This is a genomic window from Mangrovibacillus cuniculi (assembly GCF_015482585.1).
Taxonomy (GTDB): Bacteria; Bacillota; Bacilli; order Bacillales; family R1DC41; genus Mangrovibacillus; species Mangrovibacillus cuniculi.
Genome location: NZ_CP049742.1, coordinates 166,209 through 183,490, shown reverse-complemented (window position 1 = coordinate 183,490; position 17,282 = coordinate 166,209). Strand labels below are relative to the sequence as shown.

General features: G+C 39.5%; 15 protein-coding genes. 5 read left to right on the top strand and 10 right to left on the bottom strand.

All coding sequences use genetic code 11. From position 1 onward, the window contains the following. Positions 1 to 7 precede the first annotated feature (7 nt). Entirely contained in the window at positions 8 to 622 is a 615-nt protein-coding gene (locus G8O30_RS00930) for a PH domain-containing protein (protein ID WP_239673144.1), read from the bottom strand. Positions 623 to 718: 96 nt separating this feature from the next. Beyond that, positions 719 to 2,017 (bottom strand): hemolysin family protein, encoded by a 1,299-nt coding sequence (locus G8O30_RS00925; RefSeq protein WP_239674457.1) that lies wholly within the window; start codon positions 2,015 to 2,017, stop codon positions 719 to 721. Between the two features lie 110 nt (positions 2,018 to 2,127). Between G8O30_RS00925 and G8O30_RS00920 the strand changes: the two genes are divergently transcribed. After that, on the top strand, positions 2,128 to 3,135 hold the full coding sequence (locus G8O30_RS00920; protein ID WP_239673143.1) for a Gfo/Idh/MocA family protein: 1,008 nt from the start codon (positions 2,128 to 2,130) through the stop codon (positions 3,133 to 3,135). 221 nt (positions 3,136 to 3,356) lie between these two features. Here G8O30_RS00920 and G8O30_RS00915 read toward each other — a convergent pair whose 3' ends face one another. Continuing rightward, positions 3,357 to 3,758, bottom strand: a complete 402-nt coding sequence (locus G8O30_RS00915) for a GNAT family N-acetyltransferase (RefSeq protein WP_338040651.1) — start codon at positions 3,756 to 3,758, stop codon at positions 3,357 to 3,359. A 76-nt stretch (positions 3,759 to 3,834) separates the two neighbouring features. Between G8O30_RS00915 and G8O30_RS00910 the strand changes: the two genes are divergently transcribed. Continuing rightward, positions 3,835 to 3,999 (top strand): hypothetical protein, encoded by a 165-nt coding sequence (locus G8O30_RS00910; protein WP_239673142.1) that lies wholly within the window; start codon positions 3,835 to 3,837, stop codon positions 3,997 to 3,999. 64 nt (positions 4,000 to 4,063) lie between these two features. Here G8O30_RS00910 and G8O30_RS00905 read toward each other — a convergent pair whose 3' ends face one another. The 3 genes from G8O30_RS00905 to G8O30_RS00895 all read right to left on the bottom strand — a co-directional run bounded on the left by G8O30_RS00905 (position 4,064) and on the right by G8O30_RS00895 (position 7,561). After that, entirely contained in the window at positions 4,064 to 4,579 is a 516-nt protein-coding gene (locus G8O30_RS00905; RefSeq protein WP_239673141.1) for a GNAT family N-acetyltransferase, read from the bottom strand. A 30-nt stretch (positions 4,580 to 4,609) separates the two neighbouring features. Beyond that, the gene (locus G8O30_RS00900; RefSeq protein WP_239673140.1) at positions 4,610 to 5,881 is read right to left on the bottom strand and encodes an MDR family MFS transporter; all 1,272 of its coding nucleotides are present in this window, start codon (positions 5,879 to 5,881) and stop codon (positions 4,610 to 4,612) included. Between the two features lie 186 nt (positions 5,882 to 6,067). Continuing rightward, complete coding sequence (locus G8O30_RS00895; protein WP_239673139.1) at positions 6,068 to 7,561, bottom strand: phytoene desaturase family protein; 1,494 nt, start codon at positions 7,559 to 7,561, stop codon at positions 6,068 to 6,070. A 209-nt stretch (positions 7,562 to 7,770) separates the two neighbouring features. On the opposite strand from G8O30_RS00895, the gene sstT reads away from it, so the two are divergent. After that, entirely contained in the window at positions 7,771 to 8,991 is a 1,221-nt protein-coding gene (gene sstT, locus G8O30_RS00890; RefSeq protein ID WP_239674455.1) for a serine/threonine transporter SstT, read from the top strand. Between the two features lie 130 nt (positions 8,992 to 9,121). Here the strand turns inward: sstT and rlmD are convergent, their stop codons facing one another. Continuing rightward, entirely contained in the window at positions 9,122 to 10,492 is a 1,371-nt protein-coding gene (gene rlmD / locus G8O30_RS00885; protein WP_239674454.1) for a 23S rRNA (uracil(1939)-C(5))-methyltransferase RlmD, read from the bottom strand. A gap of 663 nt (positions 10,493 to 11,155) precedes the next feature. Beyond that, positions 11,156 to 13,060 (bottom strand): ribosomal protection-like ABC-F family protein, encoded by a 1,905-nt coding sequence (abc-f, locus tag G8O30_RS00880; protein WP_239673138.1) that lies wholly within the window; start codon positions 13,058 to 13,060, stop codon positions 11,156 to 11,158. 573 nt (positions 13,061 to 13,633) lie between these two features. Between abc-f and G8O30_RS00875 the strand changes: the two genes are divergently transcribed. Next, positions 13,634 to 14,206 carry a DeoR family transcriptional regulator gene (locus G8O30_RS00875; protein ID WP_239673137.1) on the top strand — a complete coding sequence of 191 codons (573 nt, stop codon included), beginning with the start codon at positions 13,634 to 13,636 and terminating at the stop codon, positions 14,204 to 14,206. Positions 14,207 to 14,208: 2 nt separating this feature from the next. Then, positions 14,209 to 15,594, top strand: a complete 1,386-nt coding sequence (locus G8O30_RS00870; protein ID WP_239673136.1) for a PepSY-associated TM helix domain-containing protein — start codon at positions 14,209 to 14,211, stop codon at positions 15,592 to 15,594. Between the two features lie 89 nt (positions 15,595 to 15,683). Here the strand turns inward: G8O30_RS00870 and G8O30_RS00865 are convergent, their stop codons facing one another. Both G8O30_RS00865 and G8O30_RS00860 read right to left on the bottom strand, forming a co-directional pair. Next, complete coding sequence (locus tag G8O30_RS00865; RefSeq protein ID WP_239673135.1) at positions 15,684 to 16,157, bottom strand: hypothetical protein; 474 nt, start codon at positions 16,155 to 16,157, stop codon at positions 15,684 to 15,686. Positions 16,158 to 16,222: 65 nt separating this feature from the next. Continuing rightward, on the bottom strand, positions 16,223 to 17,248 hold the full coding sequence (locus G8O30_RS00860) for a beta-carotene 15,15'-monooxygenase (RefSeq protein ID WP_239673134.1): 1,026 nt from the start codon (positions 17,246 to 17,248) through the stop codon (positions 16,223 to 16,225). Between the last annotated feature and the right edge of the window lie 34 nt (positions 17,249 to 17,282).

The window sequence follows — 17,282 nt, the reverse complement described above, 5'->3', positions numbered from 1 at the left end:
ATCATAATTAATTATTTAAATACTTTTCAAACACCGCGCCGAAGTCTTTGCGACGGTAGTTTTGGTGTGCTTCCTCTAGGAAGGAGAAGCCGTACTCGGTGATTTGTTTAAATTCTGCAGATAAGGATTGCTCTTCGGAACGAGAGCTTGTTAGTACCTTTGCAGCGTTTTGCAGGCTGTTTTCCGCGAAGCCGAAACGCGTGTTGTTTTCTTCTACCATTTCAGCAATGCGAAGTAATGTTTTGTATAGGTCTTTTAGTAGTTCGATTTGTTCTTTGTGAACGTCGATATCAAAATCCACATTTCCCATACGGAATTTAATTTCTACGTCTAGGTCCACTTTACCAGCTGTTTCTAGGAATACGTTTGAGATAGGATATTTTGCATAAGGGTAACGCTTAAGTGTACGTTTAGATGAGATGGCATTTTCTCCATCTACGTGTATTAGCGCTAAGTTTGTGAAGCAATACTCATCCGCTTTTGTCTTGATCAAGAAGTAGATTTTCTCCGAGTCCTCTTCAAAAACGTAGTCGTCTGAATCTGTTTTATCATAGTCTTGTGGGGAAATAATCTTTCCGATATCAGATAGTCCTAATGCGTCTGCTGCTAATTTTTTAAACATAATGATCACACTCCCTTGTGATAATTGTAACTTTTCTTCCAATTCCTCACAAGGGTCATTAGATGGAAAAAATAATCCCGCACTAACAAAGCACAGCTATCTTCCCGAAACCTCCATACTTCTAATCATTCTCCCATCCATTTCAAGAACAGTGAATTCAGTATGATCTTCTACAACAGTTTCGCCAACTTCAATGTCGATGTTTTTTGTTAAGATCCAGCCACCTATGGTATCTAGCTCCGAATCATCAATGGTCAAATTAAAAAGCTCGTTGACATCACTAATGTGTACTCTTCCGTCTAAAATGTATTGATGACTAGATATCTTTTGTATTTGGGGTTTTTCATCTTGATCAAACTCATCTCGAATCTCCCCAACAATCTCTTCTAGGATATCTTCCACTGTCACTAGCCCAGCGGTCCCACCATACTCATCTATTAAAACAGCAAGGTGTTTTCGTTCTTTTTGCATTTTCATCAATAGATTATGGATTGGAATTGTTTCAATTACTTTCAAGACAGGGCGTACATATTTTTTTAAAATAAATGTCTGTATCTGGTTTGGTGTAAAGTGAATATAATCCGTAAAGATTTCTTTTGTGTTTAACATTCCGACAATGAGGTCTTTATCCCCATCTACAATTGGGTAACGAGTAAACTGTTCCTCTTTAAATGTTTCCAACACTTCTTCGATTGGATCGTGCAAATCTAATACGACCATGTCCGTTCTTGGAACCATTATTTCTTTTGCTACACGGTTGTCAAATTCAAAAATCTTATTTACATAATTAAATTCAGATTTATTGATTTCTCCTTTTTCGTAACTCTCCGTAAGGATTATGCGAAGCTCTTCCTCACTGTGTGCTACCTCATGTTCGGAAGCTGATTTGATTCCAAACACTCCTACAAGAAAACGAGCAGAGCCATTTAGCGCCCAAATGAATGGATACATAATTTTATAAAACAAAATTAATGGCCTCGAAAGCAACAATGATACTTGTTCTGCTTTTTGAATCGCCACTGTCTTCGGTGCTAGTTCACCAATTACTACATGTAAAAAAGTAATTAAAGAAAAAGCTATTCCGAAAGATAATATATGTGAAACAGAGCTTGGTACAGCCAGTTCCTCAAATACGGGATGCAGAATTCGCTCGATAGTTGGTTCCCCAAGCCAACCAAGACCTAATGCTGTGATGGTAATACCCAATTGGCATGCGGAGAGATAGCCATCTAAGTTATCCAGTACTTTTTGTGCTGCTAAAGCGGATTTGTTTCCTTCTTCCGCCAATTGTTCAATACGCGTTCCCCTTACCTTTACCACTGCAAATTCTGTTGCCACGAAGAATGCTGTCAATGCTATTAATACCGCGACTAGAAAAAGATTTAGTATAATCAAGTTATCCAAGACCAAATCGGTCAAGGTTCACCTCCTATGTAAAAAAGCTTTCTAGTAGCTTGTGCAGAAAATTAATTTTTAACAGGGAGAAGAAAAAAGGGGGAAAAATTGTGGTTAAACTAGCATTATTAAGCGCTTGGCATGTACATACGGGAGGATTTGTTACAGAGGCATTAAAGCACGGTGCAGAACTGTCTGTTGTTTGGGATGATGATGTGACTAGAGGCAAGGCTTTTGCCGACTCGTTTGCTACATCATTTAATCCAAATTTAGAGGATGTATTAGCTGATCCAACGATTGATGCCGTCATGGTTGAGTGTGCGACGGTTAAGCATAAAGAAGTCATTATAAAAGCGGCAAAAGCAAAGAAACATATCTTTACGGATAAAGCATTAGCCTTAAGTGTAGAAGACTGTGTGGAAATACAAGAAGCGATGGAGGAAAATGGTGTCCATTTCATCATTTCGTTAGAGTCATTAGAAATTGGGCCATATCGTTATGCTAAGCATTTAATAGATGATGGAAAGCTAGGCGAGATCACCTCGGTTTACTTCAGACGTGCACATCAAGCAGCTTTGGATAAAAACATGCTTCCAAGCTATTGGTTTGACAAATCACAAACAGGTGGCGGAGTAACGCTAGATTTAGGGTGCCACGGACTATATTTGTTACCTCATTTTCTAGGTAAGCCGCAGAAAGTATCCTGCCTAATGAACGAGTTAAAGGGAACAGGCAGCGATGAAATTTCTACAACTGTTGTCGAGTTTGAAAGTGGCGCAATTGGAACAGCTCATACGTCATTTGTTTCTGGAAAAATGGATAACTTACTAGAGATCGTTGGTACAGAAGGATCCCTTATTGTGAATGGAACAAAGCCGGAAAATTTCCGCGCATTTCTTCAGTCTTTTCACGTAGAAGGATTTGAGCAATTGTCACCTGTGCCAAAAGAAGCGTTTCTTTTAGAGGAAAAAAAGCCAATAGTGGAGTTTATTCAAGCTATTCAGCGTTCCGATTTTACTCCATCTCGCTACTATAATATAGAAGCTGCTACAGGTTTAACAAGAATGATCGAATGCGCGTATGAATCCTCGAAATCGGGTAAAGTGGTACATTATTAACCAAATAATAGCTGACCACTTGTTGCGTCAGCTATTTTTATTTTGTGATTTTAGTATGAAATATTCACGAATAAACGCACCTACCATACCAGATAATATAATAATGGATAGCAAATTAATTATTTTCACAAAAAGGAATGGTGTAGTTAATAAAACTACGCTGCTAGACAAAATAATGCAACTAAACAATAGGCAGAAAAGAAGTATTCTATTAGGAGGAATCATCTTTCTCTCCTAATAGCAAAACCATTATCCAACATCTCCATCCCAATCTTCGGATAGTAGTCCATAGCTGTTGGCGCTGATAATAAAATTAAAGAAACTTGTTCTCCCAACTCTTCTTTTGTCAGTCGCACTAATTCCTTCCCAATCCCTTTTTTCTGATATGCTTCATCCACCGCTAAATCAGATAGGTAACAACAATAGACGAAGTCCGTAACGGAACGCGAAATCCCTACTAGTGTGTTACGATCCCATGCAGTGACTGTTAAATCAGCATATTGCAGCATTTTGTCCAGTCTTTCTTCGTCTTCTATCGGGCGATTGATGGTGGATTTCTTGAATAGGCTGGCTAAATCTTTTGCGAGAATCGGTTTATTTATTTCGTATGTAATGGTCATCATTTTCTCTCCAATTTTGAGAATTTTTCATTTATTATACCAAGAAATTGTATAATTCACCTATAAGGTGGTGGGGAATTTGAAAAAAGATAAAAATCCCATAGGTGACCATAGAGATGCCGTGGACCGCTCCATGTTTGGTGATATGAGATACTTAACTGATGGAGGATGTTTAACGCAAATCGTCACCTTGATTATCATTGTAGGGGGCATTTTATTACTATCTCAGTGTTCTGCGGGTTAAATTAAGGAGAGTTTAGGCCAAAACTAAAAAAGTACATTCAAAAAAATGCCTAGTAGAATAAGTTTCATTCTTCTAGGCACTTTTCTTCATATAAATCATAAAGCTTATCTTGATTAGGTAACATGGTTTCTCCAACCTTAATCATACCTAACTTCTCTAAAACTCTTGCAGATGCTACATTTCCACGTGTAGTAATGGCAAGGATCTTTTTCATCTTTAAAAAATCTTTTCCGTACTTTAATGTAGCTTGCGATGCCTCGAATCCATATCCTTTCCCTTGAAATTCAGAAAGGAAAGCGAATCCTAGGTCGGGGTGCTCTAATCCGATTCGTTTCACAATGCCACAGATTCCGACAGGCTTTCCAGAATCTTTCTGTTCAACCACGTACAATCCGTGCCCATATGTTGCATACATAAGAATAAAGCCGTCTTGGATATATTGTTTTACTTCTTCTACACTGGTAAATCCTTTGTCCCCAATATATTTTACCCAGGTCGGGTCTTTAAGTAGATTCCATAAAAATGAAGCGTCTTCTTCCGTGATGAAACGAATGGCTAAGCGTTCCGTTTCAAAAATCATGCAATTCCCCCTTAGTAAACTGGGTTACTATTAGCTTTCCACACTTACTATCTCTTCCTCAACACGCGCAGTGCTCACCATTTTATCTATGGTAACATAGACAAAGCCAGCAATGACACATCCAATGCCAAGTCCTGTAAACATAATGTTTCCTAGTGAACGATCTAACAAATAACCTGATAGTAAAGGTCCAATTGCACCACCAACTATCCATTGCAATCCAGATGCTCCCATGTAGGTTCCACGTAAATGCTCTGGAGCAATATTAGAGATAAAGGTCATTTGCACAGGAGTGATTAACATTTCTCCTAATGTGTAAAAAGTATATATAACTAGCATAATCGCGATAATTGTCCAAAATTCTGTCTTTCCTGCAAAAAATACTAATGGCAACCAACCAACTGCAATTTGACTTAGTCCAAATAATGCTGCACCGATAATCATTACGAACCCTACTGTTCTCTTTGCTGCCCAACTGGAAACAGCTAATTGGAATAACACGACCAACAATCCATTGAAAGCCATTAGATATGGAAATGGATTTTGTTCTGGTGCTAAATGTTTTAATTCCTTATCAAAATGTAGAGGTAACATTCCTTCCATTTGAGAAAAGGACATGGAAATGACGATTCCCGTCACGATAAAGATTAGTAAAATCTTGTCTTGTACCAACACTTTAAGTGGAGATGGTAATTCCTCTTCTTTCTCTTTTTCGCCTTCTTTTTTACTTGGTAAACTCTCATATATGAAAATCGCGACCACAATTGCATAAATAAATACCGTTGTAGCAGCTATGAAGAAGATTACACTTTTAGAAACTACGATAATAGCGGCACCAATTAATGGCCCAATTGTTGCGCCTATGTTGTGTCCTAACCTTAATAACCCAAACGCTTCTGTTCTTTTCTCTGGCGCTGTGACATCTGCCACCATTGCAGAGGCTGCTGGATGAAATAACGAATTAAAAAAGCCCATAAAAGCGGAGAGAATGATATATCCTATTAAAGAATCTATTACTATAAATAAAGACATCACAATGGCATTCCCTATCATGGACCATACCATGACTGGTTTTCTACCATATTGATCAGCTAATCTTCCTCCAACCATCGTTCCTACAACTGATGCAATTGGCGCGACAGCAATAACTAAACCAACTAGAAACAGCGAATCTACACGATCTTTTAGATATAATGCAAAAAACGGCATCAGCATCATAAACGCAATACCATTAATTGCTTCTCCAAAGAAACGAATCCATACGTTGCGATCTAGATCTTTTAACTGACGGAAAGAATTCATCTTTACGCCCCCTTTCTTCTCTAAGTTCATTGTAAGGTAAAAATGGAAAAAATATATTTTTTAGAAATTTTAAACAATAACATAGCAACTCATGTCGATGTTGGTAGTTTTATAGAATAATTCCCTGTGAAATATTGTCGCTATTTCCTAGGAAATGTCGATTAAAGGGAAAAGAGCAGGTAGCACTTAATCGCTACCTGCTCTCTTGTTACCTATTTCATTTGCAACCGTCCAACCACTCAGACTACTCCCAAGTGAACCGGCTCCTGGGAAAACAGTGTCTCCACACAACCATAAACCTTCTATGCCAGAATTAGGCGAGTAAGCTTTGAATAAACTGAATTTACTCGTAGGTACATACCCACCTACTAACCCTAGTTTCCTTTGTGTATAGCGATGAAACGTAACAGGGGTGCCTGGAAGATTGGTTTCTATTTGTTCTTTAAATGTAGGATAAGTTCGTTCGATTGTTTGAAGAATGCGGTCTGTATAGTTTTTCTTTAGCTCATCATACTGATTTCTGTTCCACCATTGTTTTGCCTCGGTATGTGTAGAAATCGTAATGGCTCTCTTACCTACTGGAGCAAAAAGTGTATCTCCTGGCTGAGAGATAGAGAATAAAAACTGATTGCCTTCTGATAATGGACGATCATAACTCCCGATGAATTGATGGAATGGTATTGAATAAGAAGACTCATCTAAAAAGCCTTCCTCTGCTCCAACGTATAAAGTAAACGCTCCCCATGATTCTTGGCGTTCTTCTTTTTCTTGTTTAACAGCCAATCCATTTTGAGCTTCCTCAGAAAGTAACGTAAATATGTTATGAATTGGCGCGTTGACGATGACTTTCTTAGCTTTAAATTGTTCTCCTCTTTTGGTCTCGACAACCCAATGATTTGACTGTTTTTTAATAGAAACAACTCGCTTTCGCTTCTTTACGTCACCACCATTTTGCTCAATCGAATCTGCTAATGCATGTATAACGGAAGCTAAGCCACCGTTTACATAATAAGCCCCTTTATGAAAAACTCTTAACGCCATGTAACCAAGTAAAGCCGGGCTTCTTTCAGCTGTTGTTTGGACACTATCCATCAACTGGCCATTGATAAAAGTCATGAATTCTTTATTCGTATGCAAGTTATACTTAACTAAACCATCATAGACGGATTTCGTCAAAAAAGGGGCAAGAGACAACGTTTTTACATCCACTGAATAAAGTAGCTTTTTCCATTCTCCAAGTGTTGCAGGAGGAAAGATGACTTTCTTATCAACAAAAGAATAAAGTTTATTTGCTACGCTAAACACTTCTTCAAAAAAGAATTGAATGTTCTCTTTTTGCCCAAATACACGGTCTGCTTCCTTATACCACAGCTCTTTTTCCGCGTAGTAACTCACTTTTCGATCAGGCAAATACACATTCATGATGGTGTCTAGCTTATTCATCGTAGGTATCGGCATTTCTAACTCTTCAAACAGCTGAGCAAACACTCCACCCTTTTCAAAGCCCATACCAACTGTTGCACCAGCTGCAAACCGATAACCATCTCTGTCAAATTTACTCGCACTACCTCCAAGTTCATTAGCCGCTTCCAACGTTAAGGTAGAATATCCCCTTTTTGCTAAAACTGCCGCCGCCGTTAATCCACCAAAACCTGTACCAATAATTATCGCATCGTACATGCTCTCACCTTCTCTTTAAGGTTATACCATTCATTATAATAATCCTGTTGTTTCAGTTGAAATTTGAGTATGTTATATAATCTTAATATTCTAAATTATTAAACTATAACTTATTGAACTTTGTCCCTTCCAAAAGTACTATTGTTCGTGCTAGAATGACAACTATACTATTTCGGTATACAATTATCGTTCGTAAGGAGGGCAACATGATGAGAAAGCTAATCCAAACATGGAACAGCTGGAGCTTAGTAACAAGAATAATAATAGGTATGGTTCTCGGGGTAATTCTAGCTTTAGCTGCTCCAGACACATTAAGTTGGATATCCATTTTTGGTATGCTATTCGTTGATGCGTTAAAGGCTGTTGCACCGATCTTGGTCTTATTCTTAGTGTTACATGCCATTGCTAAACAGCAAAGTGGGCAAAAAACAAACATGAAATCCGTCATTATTCTATATGGTATTGCAACGTTTTCTGCTGCATTCATTGCGGTTTTAGCAAGCTTTTTATTCCCTGTAACACTTTCTCTACAAACTGGTGCAGAAGGATTTGAGCCTCCTGGTGGCGTGAATGAAGTGTTAGAAACAGTTTTATTTAACATCGTAGATAATCCAATCAGTGCGTTAATGAACGCAAATTATATCGGTATACTAACATGGGCAGTTCTGTTGGGACTTGCTCTACGAAAAGCTTCAGATGCTACAAAGAGTACGTTAAATAGTTTTGCGGATGCAGTGACAAAGGTAGTCCGCTGGATTATTAACCTAGCGCCAATTGGTATTTTAGGTTTAGTTTTTGATGCCATTGCGACAAACGGTTTGGAAGCATTACTAGAGTATGGTCAATTACTTCTTGTTTTATTAGGTTGTATGTTTTTTATTGCACTTATTGTCAATCCCTTAATTGTGTTTATAGCGGTCCGTAAGAATCCGTATCCATTAGTTTTTCAAGCGTTACGTGAAAGTGGGATTACTGCATTCTTTACGAGGAGTTCGGCTGCCAATATTCCGGTTAACATGAACCTTTGTGAAAAATTAGGATTAAATAAAGATACGTATTCGGTTTCTATTCCGTTAGGTGCTACGATTAATATGTCTGGAGCAGCGATTACGATATCCGTCCTAACGCTTGCAGCTGTGAACACTTTAGGGATCGAAGTGGACTTTGCAACTGCCTTCATCTTAAGTGTACTTGCTGCCGTTTCAGCATGTGGTGCTTCCGGCGTTGCGGGTGGATCACTATTATTAATTCCTTTAGCAAGTAGCTTGTTTGGAATTCCAAATGACATTGCGATGCAAGTGGTTGGTGTAGGATTTGTTATCGGTGTCCTACAAGATTCTTGTGAAACAGCATTGAACTCTTCTTCTGACGTGGTGTTTACGGCTACTGCCGATATGATGCAACGTAAAGCTGATGGGGAAGCAATTTAACCAAAAAAGAGAAGCAAAGCCTGGGTGGCTTTGCTTTTTTTGTTATAGCGTATTTATTCCATCGATATCTCTTCACTACTCACCAGGACCAAAAAAGGAGACAAAGGTCTCTACCTTGTCTCCCCAAATCTTACTTATCTAATTCTAGCAATGCTACTACTTCCACATGGAATGTATGTGGGAATAGGTCTACTGGTTGAACCTTTTTCAGCTTGTAACCGAATGGTAGCAACTCTGTGATGTCCGTTGCAAATGTATCTGGGTTACAAGATACGTAAACGATACGCTCCGGTTGTGCACGACCGATACGACGCATTACTTTACCGCCAGCTCCGGAACGAGGAGGATCTAGCATGAGAAGTTGCGGTGCTCCGAAACTTTCTAGCACTTCATCAATTCCTTTACGAGCGTCTTTTGCTAGGAAGTATGTGTTGTCGATGCCGTTATCCGCTGCATTACGCTTTGCAGATTCGATAGACGTCTCCACGATCTCAATACCAGCAAGCTTCTCTACTTTTGTCGCGAAAGGAAGTGAGAACGTACCGACACCACAGAATAGGTCGATCATTTTCTCGTCTTTCTTCGGCTCACCCATTTCTACCGCTAAGTCTACTAATACTTGCGCTTGAACTGGATTGGTTTGGAAGAAAGTATCAAACCATAGACGGAAACGGTAGCCGTCCATTTCGTCATAGATGAAGTCACGACCAGCTAAGATGTGTACGTCTTCTGCTTGCGTACGGTCTGCCCAATCTGTATTTTCCATCCATAGTAAACTTTTCACATGAGGGAATTTACTTTCCACACGTTGTTTTAAGTCTTCTGCTGCCGCTTCTAGTTCCCCTGTAGGACCTTTCGTTGCGAATACAGCAAGCATTAACTCGCCAGTTACGAACGATTGGCGCACCATTAGATGGCGAAGAAGTCCTTCATGCTTGTCCTTGTCGTAACCAGGTAAACCGTGTTGCTTCACCCACTCGGATACTTCCATTGTTGCTTCCACCATTTGTTCGCTTGCGATTAGACAAGTTTCTAGTGGGATAATTTTGCGGAAGTTACCTGCTTCGTGAAGGCCTAGAGAACCGTCTGGAGAGAAAGTGAACTCCATTTTGTTACGGTACTGCCAAGGATTTTGTTTCATACCGATAGTTGGTTGAACGATCTCAGGATCAAAGCCTTCTGTCTCAAGCGCTTTTTTCACGTGATTCGTTTTTTCATTTAATTGTCCCTCGTATGTCCAGTGCTGCCATACACACCCTCCACAACGAACAAAGTGTGGACAAGGCGGTTCTGTACGATCTGGATTTGGTTCAACGATTTCTTCTAAGTCTGCGATTCGACGACGGCGGTCTGGACGATCTACCGTTACTTTTACCTTTTCGCCAGGTAAAGTTTGTGGGATCGTCAGTTTTAATTTCTTCTTGTTGCCGTGTTCATTCTCACGCCAAACAATCGCTTCTCCTGAGCCTTTTGCATCAAGTTTTCGTATATCAACAATCATTGTTTCTGGATTACTCAATTTGGTGCCTCCTGCTACTCTATTTTTTCTAGTTTGTCTGATTTCTACCTCAGCTATTATAACACCTAACGTGGGAGAACATAACTGTGTTTGGAAAAGTGGGTGGAATTGGTGTGGAATGTGTGTGATTCTCTTGATTTTCTGAGCATTACTTTCGGATTGTGCGCAGTTACCTCGATTTTGTGTGCATAACTTCCAATTTATGTGCAGATCTCTCGCTTTTGTGTGCACAACTCTCCAATTGTGTGCAGATCTCTCGCTTTTTTGTGCACAACTGCCAAATTGTGTGCAGATCTCTCGCTTTTGTGTGCACAACTCTCTAATTGTGTGCAAATCTATCGCTTTTGTGTGCACAACTCTCTAATTGTGTGCAGATCTCCCGGTTTTGTGTGCACAACTCCTAAATTGTGTGCAGACCTCTCGCTTTTGTGTGCACAACTCCTAAATTGTGTGCAGACCTCTCGCTTTTGTGTGCACAACTCCTAAATTGTGTGCAGACCTCTCGCTTTTGTGTGCACAACTCTCCAATTGTGTGCAGATCTCCCGGTTTTCTGTGCACAACTCTCCAATTGTGTGCAGATGCCTCATTTTTCTGTGCATCAACCAAGAAAAACCGGTCACCCCGAGTGACCGGCATACCAAGTACTATTCCAACTCCATCCACTTCAGCATCGCGGCTTCTAGTTCTGCATCTGCCGCCTGCTTCTTCTCATACAGTTTCTGCATGTCCTCTAGCCCGAGCGTCGCATCTTCTAATTTTTTCTCCAGCTCTGCTACTTGCTGCTCTAAGGCGAAGATTCGCTCTTCTACTCGCTTCCGATCAACCTTTGGTGCCTTCTCAACTTCTCGCACCACCACTTTCTTCGGTTTCTCTACAACCACAGGCACTTCTTTCTCCTTCTGCTGCCGGTAGTAATCGTAGTTCCCCGCATAGCTTGTGAGTGTGGCATTCTCTAACGCAATCAACCTGCTTGCAAACTTATTAATAAAGTAACGGTCATGCGAAATGAAGAAGATCGTACCTTTGAAATCGTCCAAAGCCGCTTCGAGCGTTTCTATCGATTCGATATCCAAATGGTTCGTTGGCTCATCCAGAATCAAAACATTGATTTCCTGGAATAACAAAATCGCTAACTTCAAGCGAATTCGTTCGCCTCCTGACAGCTGTTTCACTTTTTTAAACACACTGCCACCGAAGAACATAAACTTCGCCAAGTACTCTCTTGCTTTTCCTTCAAAAATATCAAAGTCTTCTCGGAACGTTTCTAACACAGTGCTATTTTCATCTGTAAACGTAAATTTTTGTGGTAGATAAGCAGCTTTCACACTCGCTCCGAATGCTACTTGACCGCTATCGGGTGCTTCTTCTTCGAGTAGCATACGTAAGAAGGTAGTTTTACCACTGCCGTTTGCACCGATGAGACTTACTCTTTCACCGTAATGAACGATCGCATTCGCGGCATCCAGCAAAACTTTGTCACCATACCGTTTACTAATCTCCATGGCCTTGATCGTTTCTTTCCCCGAACGGTCTGTCGTATGAAATTGAAGTTTCATCTTTTCTCGTTCCGACACTGGTTTATCGATCTTCTCCATTTTATCAAGTCTTTTTTGAATGCTCGCTGCCCGTCTGAAAAACTTGTTGTTGTCCGCCCTCATTGCCCAGTCTCGCAAACTTTTAATCTGCTGTTGCATACCATGAATCTTCTTTTGCTGCTCTCGGTATTGCTCATATAAAATGCGCATATTTTCTTCTTTTTGCTCTACAAAAGAGGAGTAGTTCCCTTTATACATGGTCGATTCCATATCTTCTATTTCAACAATTTTTGTTACTACATTGTCTAAGAAGTAACGATCATGGGAAACGATTAACACGATACCTTTATAGTTACGCAAGAACCCCTCCAACCACTCCACCGAGTCCATATCTAGATGGTTGGTTGGCTCATCCAGCAGTAAGACCTCAGGATTATTCATCAGCAATCTCCCTAGTCCAACAGTGGTTTTCTCTCCTCCACTTAACATCGAGAAGTCTTTCTGAAGGAACTCTTCGGTAAATTTTAGCCCTGTGCACACCTTTGCAAGTTTTTCTTCTCGCTCATATCCACCTTTGGCTTCAAATTGTTGGGTGACATCGCTGTACTTTTTCAACAGTCGTTCTAACTCTACGCCCTCTACCTCATTCATCTTTGCCTCTATTTCGCGAAGCTGTCCCTCTAGCTCCATTACTTCCTCAAATGCTTCATTAAGCACATCAATGACTTTACAATGGCTAGGGTAATGTGGTGTCTGTTCGAGGTAAGCACACGTCGCGTGTTTCGGCCGATGGATCAGTCCTTCATCATAGCCAAAACTCGTAGTCTGTGGATATCCTGGGTAGTAATTCATAGGTTCCAAACCTGCGATAATTCGCAAGATCGTACTCTTCCCACTTCCATTCATTCCGACAATGCCTACTTTTTCGTGACCATAAGCCTCTAACGATACGTTTTCTAATACGAGCGTGGAATCCATATATTTTTTGATGCCTTGAATTTTCAGTTCTAACATGTTCATTCCTACTTTCCTTCAAAGTCACTTATGGACCAATAGAAGATGAAAGTAGCTTACTAGTTGGATATTATATTAGGGATACTCCGTTAAGAGCTGGCCACATCACGTGGCCGACACGGAGTTGTTACTGGTCAAGTAACAAAAAAGACGACAAGAAGTCTACATCACTCCTTACCGTCTTTTCTACGCACGTGTGGAAAGAAACATGCTTCAAGCGCATGCATTTCCGCATAATCCGCGAGTCCAGTATAGTAAGGTACCTTCTAATTTCTATCCATTCCATAAGCGCATAACAAATAAACCTATTTTGCTAGGCAATTTTTTCACGTCTTACAAAATGACTATTAATTTTTCAATTAATAAATTAGAAATTAGTTGGTTCCATACTGTACCGTCCCTCCTTTAATTACCATAATCATCTCATTTTTCCATCACCGTGTAAATAGCTAGTAACGTGTTAATTCACATATATGTAACAATGCGTTCACTGTCTTGACACCACATATTCACAAATATTCACAGATTACCACACAATTATGGTGTAGAGTAATAGACAGAGAGGTGAAGAGAATGTTACCAGCAGAAAGAAAAGAACAGTTAATAGAGTGGTTAAGGCAAGAAAAATATTTAAAGATATCCGAAATAAGTAAGCGCTTAAATGTATCAGAAATGACAGTTTATCGTGATGTGCATCAGTTAGTAGAAGAAAAACTAGTGGAAAAAACGCCAAATGGAATTTCACTAAAAGTCACAAGCTCTGTATCTTCTAATGACTGTGTCGTTTGTTTTAAACCTGCAACAAGTAGATTATCGATGAAATTTGTGAAAAAGTCACAAGAAGTTGTTAGTGTATGTTGTCCTCATTGCGCCTTACTACATATGCAACATGTGGAAGAAGAAGTGTTAAACATAATCGGACAAGACTACCTGATGGATACAACGATAAACGGAAGAATGGGTTACTATGTTTTACAATCTTCTCTTCCACTAAAGTGCTGTGAGCCTCAAGCTTTGTTATTTTCTTCAGAAAGTGACGCAATTGGTTTTACAAAAGGATTTGGTGGAGAAGTCCATACGTTTGAAAGCGCCAGAAGAACAATTGAAATGCAGATGACTAAACCTTGTTGTAGTAAAGGAGAATAATAGTGGAAGCAGTAAAACTAAAACAAGATAATGTACCAAACAAAAATAAATCTGCCGGATGGAAACAAACCATATGGCGTTGGCATTTCTTTGCTGGAATTTTAGTTGCGCCATTTGTACTAATACTAGCGATTAGCGGTGGTGTTTATTTATTTAAACCACAGATAGAATCTATGGTTTACAACGATCTGTACTACGTGAAGGAGTCAGGAGAAGCAGAACTATCGATAAGTAAGCAAATAGACAGTGTAAAGTTAGCTCTTCCATCTGCAATGGTTACTTCTATTCAACTTCAAGCTGATGATAGAAAAACCACACAAATTAATTATATGGATGGAGAAGCAATGAGAACCGCTTACGTCAATCCATATACAGGTGAATACCAAGGTTCCTTAGCAAACGAACAAAAAGTAACGGAGATTTTTAGAAGGATACACGGCGAATTATTTGTTGGTGGGACAGCCGCAAACTACTTAGTAGAACTTGCTGCTTGTTGGACACTTATTTTAGTGATTACAGGACTTTATCTGTGGTGGCCTCGTAAAAAGTCCTCTATCTGGGGGACAATTATTCCAAGATGGAGAAACAAAAAATTACGACTAAGAGATTTACACGCAGTTCCAGCATTTTGGCTATCATTTTTTACTATTATTTTGATTTTAACGGGTCTACCATGGTCTGGTGTAATGGGAGAACAAATTAACAGATTAGCAACAGCAACAAACTCTGGATATCCGGCATTTGCTTATCCATTCATGGGAGCGCCAGAGTCACCAATAAAAGCAACAGATGTAGCCGATGATGTACCATGGGCATCGGAAAATTTAGCAGTCCCTGCATCTTCTCCTACGCCTACACCAATATCTATGGAAGATGCTTCTCACGTAGCTAGTTTTATGGAATTACCTAGACCGTATACCCTTTCACTCCCGCGTGGTGAAACAGGTGTATATACGCTATCTTCTAGTCATGGAGTTCCGACAGAATCATTTACCATTCATTTAGATCAGTATTCAGGAAATGTTTTATCGGACGTACGATATGATGATTTTGGTATTATGGCAAAGGCAATCACACTTGGAATTGCCTTACATGAAGGTCGACTGTTTGGTTTACCTAACCAGCTAATTGGCTTGTTAGTTTGTATTGGATTAATATTTGTTGTGTTAAGTGCACTTGTTCTTTGGAGAAAAAGAAAACCTGAGAAGCATTCTGGGGCTCCAACAACAGCAAGAACGAAAAGCGTTACCATTAGCGCTTGGGTGATTATGGTACTCTTTGGACTACTTATGCCATTAGTTGGAGCATCGTTAATTATTGTCTTCCTTCTAGACCGTATACTGTTATCCAGGTGGAGTATTACGCGTAAATGGTTACAATACGATTAAATGGTTAAAGGTAAAAACCGTTCTCATAGATATGAGAACGGTTTCTTGTTATAGAGAAACTACAAGGACTATTACCGAGTGGGATTTAACTAATTGTTCAAGTTTTTACGTCCAATCTCAATAATGCCTTGGAAAAAGTATATGATAAAGGAATAACTTGTAAAGAAAAGAAGAATGTGTTTTTGTTTAAAATTTAGTAATTTGTACAGCTTCCACTTTTGAAAAAGGTGATTTAACGGATAGGAAAATGCCCAATCAAAAAGGAAATTTACTAACGCATATACCTTAAAATTCCCATATGTAAGATGGAAGATCCAAAGTGTACCTGCAAAAAACGGCCCTAGAATAAAGGATGCATCATTTAGCACTTTTCCTTTTATACCACCGGTGACTTTCCACCACTTATAGGGCACAGCTAATGTGCACATAAAAATCACCAAAAAGGATGTAAAGATAGATGTAGGTAAGAAGCGTTTTAGTGCTTGTTTTGGTAACAGAAAAAGGGAGATAATTGCAATAAAAATCATACCTAACCGAACTAAATTTGGTGAATTAATTCTCATATTCCTTCCTCCTCTTCCCACCTATCTTTCCCATATAAGTCTATTTGATGTGATTTCCTTCTTAATCATTTTGTCACTTCTAATAGCTCCCTCATTCCTTTTGGATCGTCACAACGAACAGCTATTTGTTGATACTTCTTTGAAAACCCTAAATAATACTTCACCTTAACCGGCTGCGATAAAAGAATAATAAAATCAGGCTCAGGTGTATTCATATCACTCGCCATGAATTCTACGGTGCCTTTCTTGCGTAAAATCTTCATCTCTTCTGCGTTTTCCACTACACGCACCACACTTGTCAAAGGGATCTTTACTCTCTTCATTAATCCCATCGATAAATAAAGGGTACCATCTTCTACATAAGTTGGATTTAATCTCATGGCTTGAATATCTCCCAAAAAGAAAAAGACAGTGTAAGCATTCAGCACCAGTAGCACAATGGAAAGAACCGCTGACTCCTTATGCAAAAACCAATGAAACCCTACTGATTCTAAGACAATCGCATGGATAATCATCATTTGTGTTGCTAGGTAATTAGAGTTTTTATACATTGTAATACCTTGTCTCGGCTGCTTATTCCAGCTACCGAATGCATAGTACAGCATTAACATTTCTGTGCAAATGATGTGGACGATTGGATTTTTATTTACGTAGCGGTCTACCGATTGCGGAAAGGCAAATACGGTTGGAGTGGGTGATTTTTTTACTTCACTTGTGATTTTCGGTAAGTAAAGAACTAAGGAGATGACTAGAAATAGTTCTAAAGCGATAATCGTCCCTTCAATAGCAAACCCGACCCACGTAAACGCCACGAACGGTTCTAGGTGTTGAATAGGAATGAGGAATCTTGCTGCAATAAGACCACCGGCACCTAAAAGAATGGCTTGCTTCCAAGTGAATTGCTTCTTGTAAGCCATCCACAATAATGGTGCGACGATGACCAAGTCCAAGAGCGAGCCTAGAACGACTGCTTGGCTGCCTTCGATTACAATGGATTGCCCAAAGGTGGTGTAGTAGAGCATGAGATTACTGGATAATACGAGTCCTAATAATAGAAGCCAGATGTTGCGTTTTTCTTTTAACACCAACATGATTAACTCCCCCTATCTCTTTTTTAACATTATA

Excerpts from the sequence above, each read along its gene's own strand:
- rlmD (WP_239674454.1), bottom strand. The coding sequence starts at position 10,492 with ATGATTGTTGATATACGAAAACTTGATGCAAAAGGCTCAGGAGAAGCG.
- G8O30_RS00860 (WP_239673134.1), bottom strand. The coding sequence starts at position 17,248 with ATGTTGGTGTTAAAAGAAAAACGCAACATCTGGCTTCTATTATTAGGA.
- sstT (WP_239674455.1), top strand. The coding sequence starts at position 7,771 with ATGAGAAAGCTAATCCAAACATGGAACAGCTGGAGCTTAGTAACAAGA.
- abc-f (WP_239673138.1), bottom strand. The coding sequence starts at position 13,060 with ATGTTAGAACTGAAAATTCAAGGCATCAAAAAATATATGGATTCCACG.
- G8O30_RS00915 (WP_338040651.1), bottom strand. The coding sequence starts at position 3,758 with ATGATGACCATTACATACGAAATAAATAAACCGATTCTCGCAAAAGAT.
- G8O30_RS00900 (WP_239673140.1), bottom strand. The coding sequence starts at position 5,881 with ATGAATTCTTTCCGTCAGTTAAAAGATCTAGATCGCAACGTATGGATT.
- G8O30_RS00865 (WP_239673135.1), bottom strand. The coding sequence starts at position 16,157 with ATGAGAATTAATTCACCAAATTTAGTTCGGTTAGGTATGATTTTTATT.
- G8O30_RS00905 (WP_239673141.1), bottom strand. The coding sequence starts at position 4,579 with ATGATTTTTGAAACGGAACGCTTAGCCATTCGTTTCATCACGGAAGAA.
- G8O30_RS00895 (WP_239673139.1), bottom strand. The coding sequence starts at position 7,561 with ATGTACGATGCGATAATTATTGGTACAGGTTTTGGTGGATTAACGGCG.
- G8O30_RS00875 (WP_239673137.1), top strand. The coding sequence starts at position 13,634 with ATGTTACCAGCAGAAAGAAAAGAACAGTTAATAGAGTGGTTAAGGCAA.
- G8O30_RS00930 (WP_239673144.1), bottom strand. The coding sequence starts at position 622 with ATGTTTAAAAAATTAGCAGCAGACGCATTAGGACTATCTGATATCGGA.